General features: G+C 55.0%; 12 protein-coding genes and 1 pseudogene. 10 read left to right on the forward strand and 3 right to left on the reverse strand.

Features of this window, described 5'->3' with window-relative positions; all coding sequences use genetic code 11:
* Window positions 1-30: 30 nt before the first annotated feature.
* Window positions 31-663 carry a LysE family translocator gene (locus ACSQ36_RS39130; RefSeq protein ID WP_436186255.1) on the reverse strand — a complete coding sequence of 211 codons (633 nt, stop codon included), beginning with the start codon at window positions 661-663 and terminating at the stop codon, window positions 31-33.
* 2281 nt (window positions 664-2944) lie between these two features.
* Here ACSQ36_RS39130 and ACSQ36_RS39135 point away from each other — a divergent pair.
* The gene (locus ACSQ36_RS39135) at window positions 2945-3505 is read left to right on the forward strand and encodes a hypothetical protein (protein ID WP_436186256.1); all 561 of its coding nucleotides are present in this window, start codon (window positions 2945-2947) and stop codon (window positions 3503-3505) included.
* Window positions 3506-3534: 29 nt separating this feature from the next.
* On the opposite strand, the pseudogene ACSQ36_RS39140 reads toward ACSQ36_RS39135, so the two are convergent.
* Window positions 3535-4554, reverse strand: a pseudogene (locus ACSQ36_RS39140) (IS5 family transposase); the annotation flags it as partial.
* A gap of 399 nt (window positions 4555-4953) precedes the next feature.
* Between ACSQ36_RS39140 and ACSQ36_RS39145 the strand changes: the two are divergent.
* The 5 genes from ACSQ36_RS39145 (at window position 4954) to ACSQ36_RS39165 (ending at window position 14496) form a co-directional block, all read left to right on the forward strand.
* On the forward strand, window positions 4954-5463 hold the full coding sequence (locus ACSQ36_RS39145) for a hypothetical protein (protein WP_436186257.1): 510 nt from the start codon (window positions 4954-4956) through the stop codon (window positions 5461-5463).
* A gap of 1157 nt (window positions 5464-6620) precedes the next feature.
* Window positions 6621-10877: a matrixin family metalloprotease gene (locus tag ACSQ36_RS39150; RefSeq protein ID WP_436186258.1), complete on the forward strand. Its 4257-nt coding sequence runs from the start codon at window positions 6621-6623 to the stop codon at window positions 10875-10877.
* 129 nt (window positions 10878-11006) lie between these two features.
* A complete protein-coding gene (locus ACSQ36_RS39155; protein WP_436186259.1) occupies window positions 11007-11822 on the forward strand; it encodes a sulfotransferase family protein in 816 nt (271 codons plus the stop codon).
* A gap of 3 nt (window positions 11823-11825) precedes the next feature.
* Complete coding sequence (gene cysC / locus ACSQ36_RS39160; RefSeq protein WP_436186260.1) at window positions 11826-12380, forward strand: adenylyl-sulfate kinase; 555 nt, start codon at window positions 11826-11828, stop codon at window positions 12378-12380.
* Window positions 12370-14496 (forward strand): type I secretion system permease/ATPase, encoded by a 2127-nt coding sequence (locus ACSQ36_RS39165; RefSeq protein ID WP_436186261.1) that lies wholly within the window; start codon window positions 12370-12372, stop codon window positions 14494-14496. The genes cysC and ACSQ36_RS39165 overlap by 11 nt, the downstream gene beginning before the upstream one ends.
* Here ACSQ36_RS39165 and ACSQ36_RS39170 read toward each other — a convergent pair.
* Window positions 14463-14810: a hypothetical protein gene (locus ACSQ36_RS39170; protein ID WP_436186497.1), complete on the reverse strand. Its 348-nt coding sequence runs from the start codon at window positions 14808-14810 to the stop codon at window positions 14463-14465. The two genes, ACSQ36_RS39165 and ACSQ36_RS39170, sit on opposite strands and share 34 nt — an antisense overlap.
* On the opposite strand from ACSQ36_RS39170, the gene ACSQ36_RS39175 reads away from it, so the two are divergent.
* The 4 genes from ACSQ36_RS39175 (at window position 14752) to ACSQ36_RS39190 (ending at window position 18065) form a co-directional block, all read left to right on the forward strand.
* Complete coding sequence (locus ACSQ36_RS39175) at window positions 14752-15921, forward strand: HlyD family type I secretion periplasmic adaptor subunit (protein WP_436186262.1); 1170 nt, start codon at window positions 14752-14754, stop codon at window positions 15919-15921. The two genes, ACSQ36_RS39170 and ACSQ36_RS39175, sit on opposite strands and share 59 nt — an antisense overlap.
* Complete coding sequence (locus ACSQ36_RS39180; protein WP_436186263.1) at window positions 15911-17344, forward strand: TolC family protein; 1434 nt, start codon at window positions 15911-15913, stop codon at window positions 17342-17344. Before ACSQ36_RS39175 ends, ACSQ36_RS39180 begins: the two co-directional genes overlap by 11 nt.
* Before the next feature lie 198 nt (window positions 17345-17542).
* Window positions 17543-17812 carry a BrnT family toxin gene (locus tag ACSQ36_RS39185; RefSeq protein ID WP_213762803.1) on the forward strand — a complete coding sequence of 90 codons (270 nt, stop codon included), beginning with the start codon at window positions 17543-17545 and terminating at the stop codon, window positions 17810-17812.
* Entirely contained in the window at window positions 17799-18065 is a 267-nt protein-coding gene (locus ACSQ36_RS39190) for a BrnA antitoxin family protein (protein WP_213762802.1), read from the forward strand. The genes ACSQ36_RS39185 and ACSQ36_RS39190 overlap by 14 nt, the downstream gene beginning before the upstream one ends.
* The last annotated feature ends 35 nt before the right edge of the window (window positions 18066-18100 follow it).

Below are 18100 nucleotides of genomic sequence, written 5' to 3' on the forward strand. Positions count from 1 at the left end.
CCAACTGTACCTGCAACCCGCACCAGATTGTCAGGCCTGCCTTGCCGTTAAAAGCTTGATACCCAGACCGAAGAAGACCAGGCCGCTGCAACGCTTCAGGACCTCAATCCACCGGCTTGTGCCAAGCCCGTTATGAATCCGGCGCACCCCGAACGAGTAGACGGTGTGAACCAGCGCCACGGTGCAAGCCACGGTCAGATACATCACGATGAACTGTGCCGGCAGCGGCTGGTCATGCGTGATGAACTGCGGCATGAACGCGGAAAGGAAGATCAGCGTCTTGGGATTGCTTCCCGAAACCAATAACGCTTCCCGAAAAATCTTGCGCTTGTCGAGAAAGTGCGTGGGCAGTGCGTTGACGGATGCGGCTGCTTTGGGCTTCCCGCTTCTCAATTGCTTCACGCCCAGGACCATGAGATAAACCGCTCCCATGACCTTCATGGCGAGAAACAACGGCGGCATGGCTGCAAGCACCGCGCCCACACCCAACGCTACCAGCACCACCACGACCAACTGAGCCAGCAGATTCCCCGCGATGGTCGCAGCCGTGCCACGGCCGCCGAATCGAACCGTGTTGCGGATGACGAGCAGGACGTTGGGTCCCGGGGAAATAGTGGTGACCAGATACGCTATTGCGAAAAGAAACCAGGTATGAAAGGACATTCGCGGGCTCGTTGAAGCGTTTTGGATTGTGATAAACCGTAGACGAATGATGCCATTGATTGAAAGGCGGCATTGATGGAAGAAACGGGTGTGTCTATCGGATAGTCTCATCGGGCTGGTCGTTGAACTGCGCGATCGTCCAGCCGCTTGCGCTCCGATGTACTTTGGCCGCCGTAGTTCCGGCGGCGGCAGCAAGGATCAAATACGGACCCGCAATTCGTCTTCGATTATCACATTAGCCATGTCCTTCCCAAGGGAGAAACAAGCTAAAGGCTGCCGAAACGTCGGGCGAGTTAGCAGCCCTTCTTTGACGATTTGCTAATTTGGTTAGCGCCTCTTGGTAGGTCGACTCAATCGCAATGCTGCACACGGAATTCCAGCGGGCGGTCACGCATCTTCTCGTGCGTGCCATTCGCTCGTCCAGTGCACAGTCCACGTCAAACAGCAGGCGATAGCGTCAACGGCTAGGATTAGTCTTGCAGGATAAGATCAATCTTAATTAACGAATCGGAATTGAAAGTCTGTAAGGCGTTTGTTATTAAAAACGACAGATATTGACACTCAAAAGTCATTACTAAGCGTATGTTTAATATATCGATAACTAGCGTGAAACTCGCTGATAATACCCATGCTGGAATACTAGATGCATTTGGTAAAAAATATTCGCTGCCTCTATGGTTAGTTTCCTTGTGGATAATTTTTTTTGGTTGGCCTGCACTGTTGGTGCCGCTGAATCCGCCTCCCTTGGAATCGGAGTTGACGCACTTCCACGGAAAAATATTAAGGGTGAGCGATTGGTAGCCAAATTTGACGGTAATACTTGCTAGCGGGAAACAGCGTGATTTTAGATTTCCGACGCCTCTGAATTCTATCTGGTCGGGGAAAACGCGCTTTTCCGCTCTATTAGACTTTGAGGAGGCGAGATTGGTGGGTTGCGATGCTGAGATATATGGTGCCGACCTCAGATATGTTTGGTCTCGTACCTTTAAGGTTTGGAAAATAGATTGCAAACCCCAACCGGTGAGTTACGAACGCGTCGTAACCGAATTTCGCATCATGACGAAAATATCCGCAACTGCGCCATGGTTTGGTGGAATTGCTGCGGGTTTTTTTGTAGTTTTAACTTTTGTTAAGGCTTGGAAAAAGAAATGAGCGAGATCACCGCAGGGATATTTTTTACCAATTTTTTGGAACTGCCGCTGCAGCGGGGAATGCAGGGACAATCCGATCGACACACTTGGAATTGTTGTCGGGATTGCTCAGGCGACCTCGGGTGGTGCAAGTCTAATCGTAGGAAACGTTGACGCGCTTGTCAAACTATTAGCTGGTGCGGGTTTAATCACGAGTGCCGTCGGACTTTACGATAATTATTCTAGCATCAGGGCTGACCTTTCGATTGGAATGCCGCCGGCATTATCGGACGTCTCGGGCGCATTCGGAAACGCGGCCCCGTTGGTGGGCTCGGGTTTAATCCTCGCTGATGTCGGTGGCACCCTCATCATCCCGTTAGCGGTCTTGTCAGGAGTTGCCGGGGCCGTGCAGTAGTTCGGGGATTAGGTATGAATGAATACAATTCCTACTGAGACATTCCAGTGGTCGAAATTAATGCCGAGATTATCAGTTTAAGGCATTTTTATATACGCAATAACCAACTATGAGAAAAATCATTCGTTCATGCGTAGATTTAATTGCGATTGTAGTGATCATCTATTTTTTATACACGATTGTATACCGCATGACTTTTCCTCTCGGACAGAACGCAAGAAGATTCGCGTTCGCTGAGTTATATCTGATCTTGCCAACAGCGCTTGCTATTTTTTGGATTCTATTAAGATTTTTGTGGAATATAAAGAAAATACCGGTTTCGTTGGGAAATGTTTTTCCTGAGTCAAAAACAAAGCTTAGTGGGACGCAGTATCTTATCTTTGTGATGATATTGGCATTTATATTTGTATGTTTGTTGAATTCCTTTTCATTTCTCATGCGGATAATTTTGTAAATATTGCGGAGTGAATACCCGCAGTCCGTCGAGATTTTTATTTCGATGAATCCGATTTTTTGATCGAGACATTCCATTGCTTGATGCCAATGCGACTCTTCTCAGATAAGACAAAAACAAGACGACAATATGGAAGATATGACTTTTGACCGATGTTTCAAGAGAGCGTGGTATAACGAAAGAATCTTGAAAAATTTTAATAAATATCTAAGGCAACGCGATTGTAATTTCTTATCGACCATGCGATCGATAAGATCGTTAACTTCAATTCCGTAAATTAATATGAATCAGCGAATTTTAATATCAACTCTTCTGACTGCATTTTTTATTTTTGGAAGCAACTCTTCCATGGCATTAATCGACCCTACAAAAGAGCTTGTTCCCTTGGATCTGAGTAAGGCTGGAGAAACTGCATCCATTAAAATTCATGTCTCCAGATTTAGAGATTGGGCGACTCACGGAGCTGTGGAAGGAGTGGCGCTGCAGATCGTTCCTCCGCCAGTTTCCACCGATAGCGAGTTGGGGAAAAAATATCTCGTCCTGTTTAAGTCACTTACTGGGCAAAGTTTTATCTACAGAGGCGATGTGCGGTCATCGGCACACGAAGGTATATCTGTGAGCATCACTTGGATTAACGAATCTGGAAAGATATTAAGACAGCGTGAGGTTTGCAGTGATAACGGATCAAGCAAAATAAGAATAACTGGCGGAGCGTCTTTTGAATTGGATGCAATGTCGTTGTCGCCTGGCGATTACATCGTAGCTGTTTCGACTATCAAAGACGATGCAAGATTTGACAATAGTTTCTTGGTGGGAATTTGTGCTGGCTATATCGTTAAATAAGGAATTAGCGGGCATCGTTAGCACAGACATTGATTGACTTTCTCCCAGCCGCGCACCATCACCTGGCGCATACCGCCGATGCTCTTGGCCCAGCCGAAACCCTGTTCGATGAGCTTGCGCTTTTGCTGCGACACCGCATAGCCCGCACTCCCGGCGATTGACTCGGGCACTGCCGACTGGCGGCCTGACTTGTTTTGCGCCACGTGAGGCGTGATGTTCATTTCCTGGCAAGCCTTGATGAACTCTGCGGCGTCATAGCCTTTGTCTGCCCCCAGCGTGATCTCGCGCGTTGGATCGCCAAGCGCCTGGCGGGCATCGTTGATCAGTACTTTGGCCGCTTCGCGCTCGGCATAGCCATCGGCCAGCGTCACCACGGCACTGGCGATCAGCCCATGGCGGTTGTCGCTCAACGTGTGGCCCATGTAGCGTAGCTCGCTTGCCGTTTTGCCCTTACGATACAGCCGCGAATCCGGGTCGCTCTTCGATTCATGCGTCTCGTTGCTACGCGTCTCGCCCTTGAAGTTCCCACCGTCTTCGCTATCCTGATCATCGTCTTTACGCACAAAGCTTTTATGGCCGGCCCATGCTTGAATTAACGTGCCATCGACGCTGAAGTGCTCACCGGAAAGCCAGCACTTCTTCTCGGCAATGCCCACAACCTCGTTGAAGAACTCAATGACCGCGTCATGCTTGATCAGGCGCTCGCGGTTCTTGGTGAAGACGGTGGGCACCCACACGGCATCGTCCATCGACAGCCCGATAAACCAACGAAACAGCAGGTTATATTGAACCTGCTCCATCAACTGGCGCTCCGAGCGAACGCTATAGAGCACTTGCAACAGCATCGCGCGCAGCAGCTTCTCCGGGGCAATGCTGGGCCGCCCACCTTTGATATCAGCCTCGTACATGCCGGCAAACAAGCGATCCATCTTGGCCAACGCGGCGTTGGCCATCTTGCGAATCGAGCGCAGCGGATGATCGGCTGGAACAAAGTCCTCCAGCTTGCGCAATGTGAATAGGTTCTCGGTAAACGTATCGGCGCCGCGCATCGTCTTCTCTCAGTTGGGGGGGCTTTGCTAACAACGTTTGAACCGACCTTTTGGGTGACTTCGGTGTGAGGTATTTCCGCAGCCTGCTAACTCGTGCTCGAATTGCTGCGGCATTCGAATAAGAGAACACCGTTTAACGCTGTGCTATCCGCCGGTCCCGGCTCTGACTGGCCTGTTCAATGATCTACATCAATTGCGGCGATAACGTCGAGTAACTAGGATCGATCTTGGAAAATTGAGACCAATCCTAGTTACTGAATCGATAATGAAATAAATGTAAGCCTTTAGTTATTAAAAAACAACAATTTTTGACACTCAAAAATCATTATGAAGTGCATATTTAAAACATCGACGGCTAACTTGAGAGTTCACTAAATAATGACCATGTCGGGAAACTAAATGCGGTTGATAAAAAAATACTCATTGCCTCTGTGGGGCGTGTTCTTCTGGGGAGTTTTTTTTGGGTGGCCTGCCTTGTTAGTGCCGCTGAATCCGCCTCCGTTGGAATCACAATTAGTGCATTTTCACGCGAAGATACTAAAGGTAAGTGATTGGCAACCAAATTTGATAGTGGAACTTGCTAGCGGGGAACGACGTGATTTTAGATTTCCAACGCCTCTAAATTCTATTTTATCGGGGAAAACGAGATTTCAAGGTCTTTCCGACCTCCACAAAGCGAGACTGGTCGGTTGCGATGCAGAGATATATGGCGCTGACCTTAGATACGTTTGGCCTCGTGAATTTAAGATTTGGAAAATAGATTGTGCTGTGCAAGCAGTGAGTTACGAGCAGATAGTAACTGAGTTTCGTTCAACGACTCGCCTTTACGCATCTGCGCCGTGGGTTGGCGTGGCTGCCATGGGATTTATTGTGATTTTAACGTTTATTAAAGCCTGGAAAAAGAAATGAGCGAAATCACCGCAGGAATATTTTTTACAAATTTTTTTAATACCGCTACTGCTGCCGGGAACGCGGGGATAAATCCCACGGATACGCTTGGAACCGTAGTAGGAATTTCTCAGGCAACCTTGGGCGGTGCGAGTTTAATTGCAGGAAACGTTGATGCACTCGTCAAACCACTGGGTCTCGCTGGTTTCGCGGCGAGTGTAGTCGGACTTTACGACAATTATTTGAGCATCAAAAAGGATCTGGTGAATGGGCAGCCGCCGGCATTGTCGGACCTCTCGGGCGCAGTCGGAAATGCGGCCGCATTGGTAGGATCCGGTTTGATTGTCGCCGACGTTGGTGGCACCCTCATCATCCCGTTAGCTGTCTTGTCAGCAGCTGCCGGGGCCGTGCAACTCGTCGCGTCGGCAACTGGATGGCGGGTAGATGCTAACGGTATTGTTACACAGGTGCAATTGACGGCTAGTCAGTGGGCACAAGCTGCCTCACAATTGGAATCGCTTAATGCAAATCCTTCTGTTTTGTCGTCCGCTTTATCAGGAGCTGGCATTGACCCGAATGCGCCCGACACGTTTTTAGTGCCCCAGACCGACGCGAACGGAAACGTGGTTGGCTATGCTCCAGAGACGCCACTAAGTTCTCAGCAGCTAGCTGACAGCATCACACGCTATACATTTGCGAACGGGACAACTTTCGACCAACAAGCAAACTCTAGCATTGTCAATGGGGTGACGAACATCTACGCCGATCCAATCGCTCAATGGTCGGTCACGCAGGCGAATGGCACAATTACGACCCTCAATCTGTCGTCATCCACTGGCGGTTATAACAGCACAATAACGGGCCCCAGCGGAGCAATCACACAGCAATTAAGCGCTGATATCACGACAACTCAGACGAATGGTATTACTACTACCACGCAGAACTTTGAAAGTAATTTGAGTGGTCCGCAAGCAGATTTACAGAATCAAATCTCGAGCAACGGTAACACGGCGTCCCAGCAGTCAACAGTATTCAATAGCGACGGTAGTATTGCCTACACGGAAAACACCTCTTCCACTGGGGGGATAGTAACAAGTGATGTCATTGATGCAAACGTGAATGCTTCGCTGGCTGTCGCGGGCGACAATGTTGTTTTAAATGGAATCGCAGGAAACATCGTGTCGATCTCCGGGCAAGGCGATATTTTAAACCTGAGTAACGGTTCTCTTTCGTTTGCCGCTGGCTCGAGCGCAATGCTGAACGGTTCGGGTAATAAAGTAACTGCATCTTCGGCAGGCGCCACGTTCACGCTAAACGGCACTGACAATCAGGTCAATGCTTCTGGTGATGTCGTGTCGCTTTCGCAAGGCTCCAGTGCTGATTTTATTGGCGGTAATAACACAATCACCGAAAACGCCGGTTCCACGGTCACACTCAACTCCACCGACAGCAACACAATCGAAAATGCCGTCACCGGACAGGAGTTCACCATTTCAGGTGGGACGATCCGCGCATCCGGTGACAACGGTCCTTTTGGCGGGGGCGCGACAGACAGTTTCACCGCCAACAACGACGGCTCAATGAGCCTCGCGATAAGCGATTCAAGCGGCGAGCAAACCGACACCGACACATTCAGTTCAACCGGGGAGCTCACGCAGGACCAGCAGTTCAGCAACGGCAATTTGGCCGATGAGATCAACTATACAAGCGGCGTCGAGACAAGCCAGGTTTTCTACAGTGCGCTCACCGGAGCCGAAACCGCCGAGAACATCTTCAACAGTGACGGTTCGCAATCCGACAGCACCTTTAGAGGCGGGATCGAGAATATATCCGTCTATAACGCCGATGATCAACTCATCGAGCAGGCGCTGATTATCCCGAACGCCACAACGACCGAAGACTTCTACGACCCGTCGAGCGGTCTCATGACGGGTGAGGTCATGGTCAACAGCGATGGGTCCGAGCGAGACATTACCATTAACCAAGATGGTTCGTATAGCAGAGCGATTTTCGATGCCTCCGGCCAGCAAACCGAGCAGGACCAATGCAATGCGGATGGTTCGGCTACCGAGGATTTCTACGATCCGTCGAGCGGGGTGCAGACTGGCGAGAACCAGATCAACAGCGATGGCTCGCAGACCAACTATCAATTCAACAGCGATGGATCGCAGAGCGCGTCGGTGTACAACGCGTACGGTCAACAGACCGAGCAGGCGCAATTCAACGCGGACGGTTCGGCAACGAAGGATTTTTACAACGCTGCGGGCCAGGAGACCGAAGCCCTCGACGATTTCACGAACGGCACTTCGCAGGAGACCTTTTTCACCGGGTTGCCGAGTGGCGAAACGTCGGAAACGGATGCATTCACCGGTGCGGACGGAACCGGAACCCAGACTGCGGCTCTATTCGACCTTACCAATGGGACATCGCAGGAGCTCTTCTACACTGGCCTGTCCAACGGGGAAGCGTCGGAAGACGAATTCTTCAGTGGCACGAACGCTACCGGAACGCAGTCGGAGGACCTCTACGATTTCACCAATGGCACTTCGCAGGCACAGTATTTCACGGGCCTGGGCAGTGGAGTTTCGGAATTGATTGATGACTATATGTCGGCCAACGGCACCGGTACCGAGACGTCGCAGGTCACTGATTTCACTGCGGGTAACTCACAGGTGACCACTTTCACCGGGTTGCCAAGTGGCGAATCGTCGGAAACGGATGCCTTCAGCGGCGCCAACGGAGCCGGCACCCAGACTGCTGCTCTCTTCAACCTCACCAATGGGACATCGCAGGACTTCTTCTACAATTCATCTACGGGTGCAGAAACGGGCGAAACCGATATCAACGCTGACGGTTCGCAGGATCAGTACACGTTCAATGCCAACGGCTCGCAGAACATGACGGCGTTTAACGCAGCCGGGCAAGAGACGGAGCAGGCACAATTCAACGCCGACGGTTCGGCAACTGAGAACTTCTACGATCCGTCCACACGCGCAGAAACGGGCGAGACCGATATCAACGCCGACGGCTCACAGGATCAATACACGTTTAACGCCAACGGCTCGCAGAACATGACGGCGTTTAACGCAGCCGGGCAAGAGACGGAGCAGGCGCAGTTCAACGCCAACGGTTCGGCAACTGAGAACTTCTACGATCCGTCCACACGCGCGGAAACGGGCGAAACCGATATCAACGCTGACGGTTCGCAGGATCAGTACACGTTTAACGCCAACGGCTCGCAGAACATGACGGCGTTTAACGCAGCCGGGCAAGAGACGGAGCAAGCACAATTCAACGCCAACGGCTCAGCGACAGAGTACTTCTACAATCCGTCCACGCGTGCGGAAAGCGGCGAGACCGATATCAACGCCGACGGCTCACAGGACCAATATACGTTTAACGCCAACGGTTCGCAAAACATGACGGCGTTCAACGCAGCCGGGCAAGAGACCGAGCAGGCGCAGTTCAACGCCAACGGTTCGGCAACTGAGAACTTCTACGATCCGTCCACACGCGCAGAAACGGGCGAAACCGATATCAACGCTGACGGTTCGCAGGATCAGTACACGTTTAACGCCAACGGCTCGCAGAACATGACGGCGTTTAACGCAGCCGGGCAAGAGACGGAGCAAGCACAATTCAACGCCAACGGCTCAGCGACAGAGTACTTCTACAATCCGTCCACGCGTGCGGAAAGCGGCGAGACCGATATCAACGCCGATGGCTCACAGGACCAATACACGTTTAACGCCAACGGTTCGCAGAGCATGACGGCGTTCAACGCAGCCGGGCAAGAGACCGAGCAGGCGCAATTCAACGCCAACGGTTCGGCAACTGAGAACTTCTACGATCCGTCCACACGGGTACAAACCGGCGAGAACGACATCAACGCCGATGGCTCGCAGACCGACTATTCGTTCCTGAGCAACGGTTCGCAAACCGCATCGGTCTACAACGCAGCCGGCCAGCAAACCGAGCAGGCACAGTTCAATACCGACGGGTCGGCCACCGAAATCTTCTACGATCCATCAACTCGGGACGCTACCAGTGCAAATCTCATTAATGCCGATGGTTCGCAAACGGATTACACAATCAATGCGGATGGCTCGCAAACCGCGCTGTCTTATAACGCCGCTGGCCGGTTAACAAGCGAGACGTGGTTCAACCCGGCCGCGCAGGAAACGCAGTCCGACGTCATTTCTGGTAACACGACCTATGTGGACCTCTTCAGCCCAGGTTCGTCGTACGCATACGAGGAGGATGTGTACAACGGCAATAGCCTGAGTCAGGAGAGCATGTACAACCAAGCTACAGGCCAGCTCAATGAAGTTGCACTGTTTGACGGATCAGCCTTCGCTAACGAGGTTGAGATTGCCGACGGTGGCCCATATTTCTCCGAGGTCGTGACCTACAACTCGCAGACCGGTCAGGTATTGAGCGCGATCACCTACAACCCGAACACCGGCATCATGACCGGATTCAGCGGCAGTGGGTCAGGCAGCGGCTCATCCGACAATTCTGATGACGATTACGATGATGATGTCGCATACAGTGGCTTGTTCAGCGGCGGCTACGGCTATTACGGCGGCTACGGCTTCGCTGGCAGCGCGAGCACGGTCCAGGCATCAGTAGGCAGCAACATCGGTTCGATCGCCCAAGCGGATCTGGCGAAGGGCGATCAGGCAGGCGCAACTGCGGCAGAAGCCGGACTCCATCAAGCCTACAACACGGCGATGGCGACTCCCACCGCCGGAACCGGATCGTCAGTACTGGAAGGCTCAAAGTGGGACAGCAATGTCATTACCTGGAGTCTTGCGGGCGCACCGGGTGCGGGCGACTCCCAAGCGAACAGCGCATACGAGACCGATCTCCAGCAAGCATTCGCCACATGGTCGGCCGCTTCGGGCATCACCTTCGAGGAGCTTTCCGGTTCGGCCCAATCGGATATCAGCGTCGGCTTCGGCGATCTCAGCACCGCGAGCACGGGCGTGGTGGGCTACACCTCGTACCAGGCGAAGAATGGACAGATGGCTGGCGCGAACATCGAACTGGAAGATCCGAACCAGGACGCGTTGGTGGCAGGCGCTGGCGGTCAACTCACGTACTCGGGAACCGATGCAACGCTCGAGCAGGTCATGCTGCACGAAATCGGGCATGCTTTCGGATTGGCCGACAACGCCGACCAAAACTCGATCATGTACTACGACCTGACTTCGAATAACCGGACGCTGGACAGTACGGACATCGCAGGCATCCAGTCGCTGTACAGTCCGGGATCGAACTCGAGTTCATCGGCGTCCAACGCGTCGGGCAGTCAGATCGACCAGTTGATCCAGGCGATGGCGTCCTACGCTCCCATGCCGGCCGGTATCACGAGCCTTGCGGCCATCCAGCAATTGAACGCGCAACCGATGCTCGCTGCGTCCGTGCACTAGGCCTGACCTCGCAACACTGAATGACCCTGATGTCCTCGTGAGCGAAAGCGTGCGGCGACATCAGGATAACTAATTGTATTCATTGACTATTGCTCGTGATGAACGCCACGGGCATTATCGGATCCTCCTGTGGTAAACAAGCTTCATCTCATCTCGGGTCTTCCTCGTTCAGGCTCGACCCTGCTGTGCGCGTTGCTACGCCAAAATCCACGCTTTACCGCGGCAATGACCAGTCCGGTTGCCTCTCTATGCGGCACCATGCATAAAAAAATGTGCGGCGGCGAGTTTGCCGTGTTTTTCGACGACGCAAAGCGCGCCGCCATGCTGCGTGGTGTTTTCGACAGCTACTACGCAGGCATTCAGCCGAGCGAAGTAGTGTTCGATACCAATCGAATCTGGACGGGAAGGGCGGCGCTGCTGAAAGCGCTATACCCCGAATCCCGCATTATTTGCTGCGTGCGCGACATCGGCTGGATTATCGACAGTGTCGAGCGAATGCTGGCGAAGAACCCCCTTCAACTGTCCCGCATGTTCAATTTTGAGCCGGGTTCTTCTGTTTATGCCCGCGTAGAAACGCTAATGAATTCGGAGAAGGGCCTGATAGGCCTGCCATGGAGCAATCTGCGAGAGGCGTGGTTCGGTGACGAAGCCAAACGATTGATCCTCGTACCGTACGATCGTCTGGTGCGCGCGCCGGAGCAGACGCTCCGTAGCCTCTACGAGGAGCTGGGCGAACCCTGGTTCAGTCATGACCTTGACCACGTGGCGTACGACGAGCCTGACTACGATGCTCTCCTGGGCATGCCCGGACTGCATAAGGTCAGGGCGAAGGTCGAGCATCAGGCGCGCAAGCCATCTATCCCGCCTGACCTTTTCGCGAAGTTCGCGCATACCCAGTTCTGGGAAAAGCCGGAACTCAATGTGCATCGCGTCCGGATTCTCTAGAACGTGAGAACGGATACGCACAACGCACAAACAGGCTACTGCTACTGGCTCACGGGACTATCAGGCGCAGGAAAATCGACGATCGCGATTCACGCTGCACAAAACTTGCGAGCGCACGGATACCGAGTGTCCGTGCTGGACGGAGATGAACTGCGCACGGGACTAAATTGTGATCTCGGTTTTTCCAGGGAGGACCGTGCCGAAAACGTGAGGCGTATCGGCGAAGTGGCGCGGTTGATGGTCGACTCAGGTCTCATCGTTCTTGTCAGCGCGATTTCTCCCTACCAGGTGGACCGTGAAGCTGCGCGATGCCGGATTGGCGACCACCGTTGCTTCACAGTCCTCATCGATACACCTCTGCAAACCTGCATCGAACGCGACACCAAGGGATTGTACGCACGAGCGAGGGCCGGCGAGATCAAGGGAATGACCGGATGGGACGACCCCTATGAATCGCCTTGTGCACCAGACATCTCGATCGCGACCAAAAGCGTGTCCGCCGAGGCGGCAGCACAGCAAATTGAACAACACTACCGGCAATTGATCCATGGGCATTGAAGAGCAACCGGCGCAGATGGAAGACGCCGGCCTGTCGGCACTGGTGCTCATCGCACGCTTTCACGGCATAGCCACCGATCCGGCGCAACTCAAGCATGCGGCGGCAGTCAGAAGCGACGCGTTTTCCGAAGCGCAACTTGTACTGTCCGCGCGCAGTATCGGACTCAAGGCGCGTGCCGTCGTGTTAATACCAGAACGACTTGGGAAAACACCATTCCCTGCACTGGCACTCGATCGCACGGGCCGACACTTTATCCTGGCCGGTTCGGACGGCAAGACTGCTCTGGTGTTGGAACCCGGCATGCAGGCGCCTGCTGTGAGGCCGATCGAAGAGGTCATGGAGCGTTCCAATGGACGGATGCTGCTGTTCACATCGCGTGCATCGCTGGCTGGCGAACTAGCGCGTTTTGACTTCTCGTGGTTCATTCCTGCGGTCGTCAAATATCGGCGGCTGCTTCTCGAAGTCCTCGGCGTTTCACTCGTCCTGCAGCTTTTCGGCCTGGTCTCGCCGCTGATGTTTCAGGTGGTGATGGACAAGGTCCTCGTCAACCGGACGTACAGTACGCTCAACGTGGTGTGTGTGGCGCTGCTGGTCAGTTCAGTATTCGAAGTGCTGCTCACGGGCCTGCGCAACTACGTGTTCGCGCACACCACAAACCGCATCGACGTCGAACTGGGCGCGCGGCTTTTCCGACACCTCGTGGCGCTGCCGCTTGCGTACTTCGGCGCGCGTCGAGTGGGCGATACGGTCGCCCGCGTCCGCGAGCTCGAGAGCATCCGGAACTTCCTGACCGGACAGGCGCTGACCGCGCTCATCGACCTGACGTTCTCGTTCGTATTCCTCGGCGTGATGTGCCTGTACAGCGTCTGGCTGACGCTGGTCGTCGCTATCTCGCTGCCTGTGTACGGTGCGATTTCGGCGGGCCTGACGCCGGTATTGCGCGGCCGCCTGAACGAGAAATTCTCGCGCGGGGCCGACAATCAGTCCTTCCTCGTCGAGGCGGTATCGGGCATCGAGACAGTCAAGGCGATGGCCGTGGAGCCGCAGTTCATCAAACGCTGGGAGACACAGTTGGCCGCGTATGTAAGCGCGGGTTTTCGTGTGAGTTCGCTGGGCAATGTGGGGCAGCAACTCATTCAGCTGGTCGGCAAGCTGGTAACGCTAAGCACCTTGTTTCTCGGTGCGAAGCTGGTTATCGATGGCAAGCTTACCGTAGGAGAACTGATCGCCTTCAACATGATGTCGCAACGGGTGAGTGCGCCGGTGCTCAGACTGGCGCAGCTCTGGCAGGATTTCCAGCAGGTCGGCATTTCGATGAGCCGCCTAGGCGACATTCTGAATTCGCGCACGGAACTGCCGCAAAGCCGTCAGGCGCTTCCTGCGCTCAAGGGCCATATCAGCTTCGACAATATCCGCTTCCGTTATCGCCCGGACGGTCCGCCGATTCTTGACAACGTCGGGCTGGATATAGCTGCCGGGCAGGTAATCGGTATCGTGGGACGCTCCGGGTCGGGTAAAAGTACGCTGACGAAGCTGTTGCAACGGCTGTACATCCCTGAACAGGGCACGGTTCGTATCGACGGCATCGATCTGGCGCTGGCCGATCCCGCGTGGCTGCGTCGCCAGATCGGCGTGGTGCTGCAGGAGAACCTGCTCTTCAACCGTTCGATCCGGGACAACATCGCGTTGACCGATCCCGGTGCACCGCTGGCCGCGGTGATTGCGGCCGCGAAATTTGCCGGCGCGCACGAGTTTATCTGTGAGTTGCCGGAAGCCTACGACACGATGGTCGGAGAGCACGGGTCGAACCTGTCGGGCGGCCAGCGACAGCGCCTGGCGATCGCGCGGGCCCTCCTGACCAACCCGCGCATCCTGGTCTTCGACGAAGCCACCAGTGCGCTGGACTTCGAGACTGAACGGGTGATCCAGAACAACATGAAGGCGATGTGCGCAGGACGTACGGTGGTCATCATTGCCCATCGGCTAACGGCTGTACGGCATGCCGATCAGATCGTGGCGATGGACAAAGGCCAGATTGTCGAGCAAGGGAACCACGAAACATTGCTTCGGTTAGGTGGCTATTACGCGCACCTCGTATCCCTCCAGGACGGTTGACCATGAAATTCTTGCGATTGCAGGCCATGGGTGACCTGTTCACCCGCTATGCGGCAGTGTTCCGCAGCGCCTGGACCATCCGCCATCAGTTTGACTCTGCCGCCCGCGCCGAACATGAGCTTGCGTTCCTGCCTGCGCAGCTTGAACTGGTTGAAACGCCGGTGCATCCCGCGCCGCGCTGGGCAATGCGCAGTATCGTGATCTTCACGGTGCTGGTTCTGCTGATCGGTATTGTTGGCAGGCTTGGATATCGTCGTGTCGGCATCGGGAAAATTTGTACCCGATGCCCGCATCAAGGTGATCCAGCCAGCCATGACGGGAGTGGTCCGGGAGATTCTGGTTCAGGACGGCGAACGGGTGAGCGCAGGCCAGTTGCTCATGAAGCTCGACACTACACAGGCGGCAGCCGACGCCGATAAAGCGCAGTCATCGAAGCTCGATGCCCAACTGGGAGCCGCCCGGGCGAATGCACTGCTTGCTGCGCTACGTGACAATCGGCCGCCGATGGTCGCGCACGTCGAAGGCGCTCCGGAGGACCGGATGCTGGAAGCGCAGCGCCTGGCTGAAGGTGCATTCCTCGAATACCACGACAAGGTCGATAGCGCCCGGGCTGAACTGCTCAAGCGGGAGGCCGAACTCGACAGCACCCGGCAAGAGGTCGCGAAACTCCAGGCAACCGCGCCTCTTGCCCGTCAACAGGCGAACGAATACAAATCCCTAGCGGGCGATAAATACGTGGCACAGACCGACTATCTCGACAAGGAGCAGACGGCACTCGGTCAGGAGCACGAACTACCTGCGCAACAAAGCCATGCGCGCGAGCTCGCGGCGGGCATTGCCGAGCAGCGCGCGGACATTGAGTCCGCCTCGTCGAAGTTCCGTAAAGACCAGCTTGATGAGCTGGAAAAGGACACACAGCAGGCCACTCAAAACCGCGATGACGAGACCAAGGCGCAAACCCGCCAGGCGTTGTTGAGCCTGAGCGCGCCGGTGTCCGGGACCGTCCAGCAACTGGCCGCGCATACGCTCGGTGGCGTGGTGACGACGGCGCAGACCCTGATGGAGATCGTGCCTGACGACACGCTCGAAGTAGAGGCGCAACTGCAGAACAAGGATATTGGCTTCGTAGATGCCGGGCAGCCGGTTGCCGTCAAGGTTGAAGCGTTTCCCTATACGCGTTACGGATTTATCACGGGAACGGTCGTGTCGGTGTCGAACGATGCGGTCCAGGACAAGAAACTTGGCCTGACTTTCCCGGTTCGAATCCGGCTGTCGACCAACCGGATTCGCGTGGAGAAAAAGTGGATCACACTCACCCCCGGCATGGAAGTCACTGCCGATATCAAGACCGGCAAACGCAGCGTCGCAGGGTACTTCCTTGGTCCGTTGATGGAAAGCGCCCAGGAGAGCATGCGTGAGCGCTAAGCAACTGCTGGTGACTATGATGGCGGCGGGATTGTTTGCGGCGACATCGAGTGCATGGGCTTTCGATGTGCTTCGTACCGAAGTGGGGATATCGCCAACGCCCGCCGGTGCGATGGCGCCGGACGCGGGCGGATGCCAATTCGGCTTGCTGTCCAGGCCGCTTCTATTGACGGAAGCGATCGAGCGCGCGCTGTGTGGCAATCCTAAAACGCGGGAAGCGTGGGCCGACGTCAAGATTCAGGCAGCGGGCCTCGGTGTCGCACGCTCGGCCTATCTACCCACGATCTCCGGCAACGGTCAGCTCATGCGCGACAATTCCGTCACTGATGTCACAGGCCATCCGACTCTGAGTTCGGCGACTCTTGCGACCATCAATACAGAAAGCGTGTCGCTGAACTGGACGCTTTATGACTTTGGCGCCCGCGCAGCGGCGGTTCGCAATGCGTCGGCTCTGCTTGCCGCAGCCCGGTCGACCGAGAATGCGACGCTCCAGAGCCTCTTTGTCGCGGTCGCGAAGGATTATTACGCTGCACAGGCCGCCGCTGGCGCGCTTGCCGTCGCGTCGGACATTGAGCAAATGGCGGGTGACAGCGCGAAGGCAGCGTCCGCCCGGGTCGATAGAGGTATCGCGCCCATCTCTGACGCGCTGCAGGCGCAGACGGCCTATACACAGGCCGTCCTGAGCCGGAACAAGGCTCAAGGGGCATGGCAAACGGCGGCAGGGACGCTCGCCTCCGACATGGATCTTTCGCCAGACGTACCCGTCGCTCTACCGGTCGTCACGGATGGCGTGCAGCCCGACGCGGCTTTCACACAATCGGTGGGCGAATTGATCGAGGACGCCCGCCGCGATCACCCCACGGTCCTGGCTGCGCTGGCCCAAACGGATGCGGCGGCTGCAAAAGTAGACCAGACTCGCGCACAAGGCCTGCCGAACTTCAGTCTTGTGTCGAAATACAGCCGGGACAATCAGCCGGCCAGTCTGGGGCTGGGGATTCAGGAATACCCGGCAAGCGGACACGAGTGGTATGTCGGCGTGCAGGTGACAATTCCGTTCTTCGAGGGCTTCAACCGGACGTATCAGATCCGGCAGACGCAGGCGCAACTTGAGCAGCAGCAAGATGCGCTCGATGACGCGCGCCAGCAGGTCGGGCTGGAGGTCTGGAACAGCTACCAGGCCGTGCAGACTTCGACAAACAGCGTAAAGGACAGTGCAACGCTGCTCGATATTGCGCAACGATCGTTTGTTGCGGCCCAGCATCGATATCAGGCTGGCGTGGGCAATATTCTCGAACTGCTGAATGCGCAGACCGCGCTGGCGAACGCACAGCAGCAGCGTGTGCAGGCGCTTGCCGATTGGCGCGCGGCACGGTTGAGGCTTGCTGGGAGTCTTGGGCGACTCGACACGGCCGATATGCGATGACCCGAGGATCAAGTCACATAAGCCACGCCGGTGCTAAAGCTTGAGCCGAACCAGTGATTGTAAAAATCACCCATTTTGACGCGTGAAAACGAGGTTGTGACGCAACGTTTATATCCAATACGGCGCAACTCGGCAGTGAGTTTTCTGCTATTACAAAAAGTCGTTGAAATCGAGACTTTCTGTTACTACAATATCTAAATGGAAATCACATTCGACCCGGCAAAAGATGCCATCAACAAGGAAGGGCACGACGGAATTTCGCTCGCCGACGCATGCCGCTTCGATTGGGATAACCTGCGGTACGAAGTCGATACTCGGTTTAACTACGGTGAGGAACGCTATCGCGGCTTTGGTTACATTGGTGGCCGGCTCCATATGGTCGCGTTCACGTTCCGAGATGAAACCATGCGCGTCATTAGCCTGCGCAAAGCAAACGCCAGAGAGGTGAGAGACTATGAGCAAGCGTGAAAAGACCCCTGCAGAAATCGAACATGAGTTTGATTCCGCCGAAGTGCCGAGCGCCAACATCAAGGCGATGCGGCCATTTTCGGAACTGGTGGAAAAAAAGCGCATGGGCCGTCCACCCAAGGACAGCCCGAAGGTGCTTGTAACCAGCCGGTACGACGCCGACATTATCGAGCGGTTCAGGGCCAAGGGCGACGGGTGGCAAACACGCATGAACGATGCGCTGCGCACGTACCTGATGGAGCACGAGCTCTAACGTGACTTATATTCGCCAGTTCTGCTTCAGCGCTC

Source organism: Caballeronia sp. LjRoot34 (assembly GCF_964253815.1).
In the GTDB taxonomy this organism is placed as follows: Bacteria; Pseudomonadota; Gammaproteobacteria; order Burkholderiales; family Burkholderiaceae; genus Caballeronia.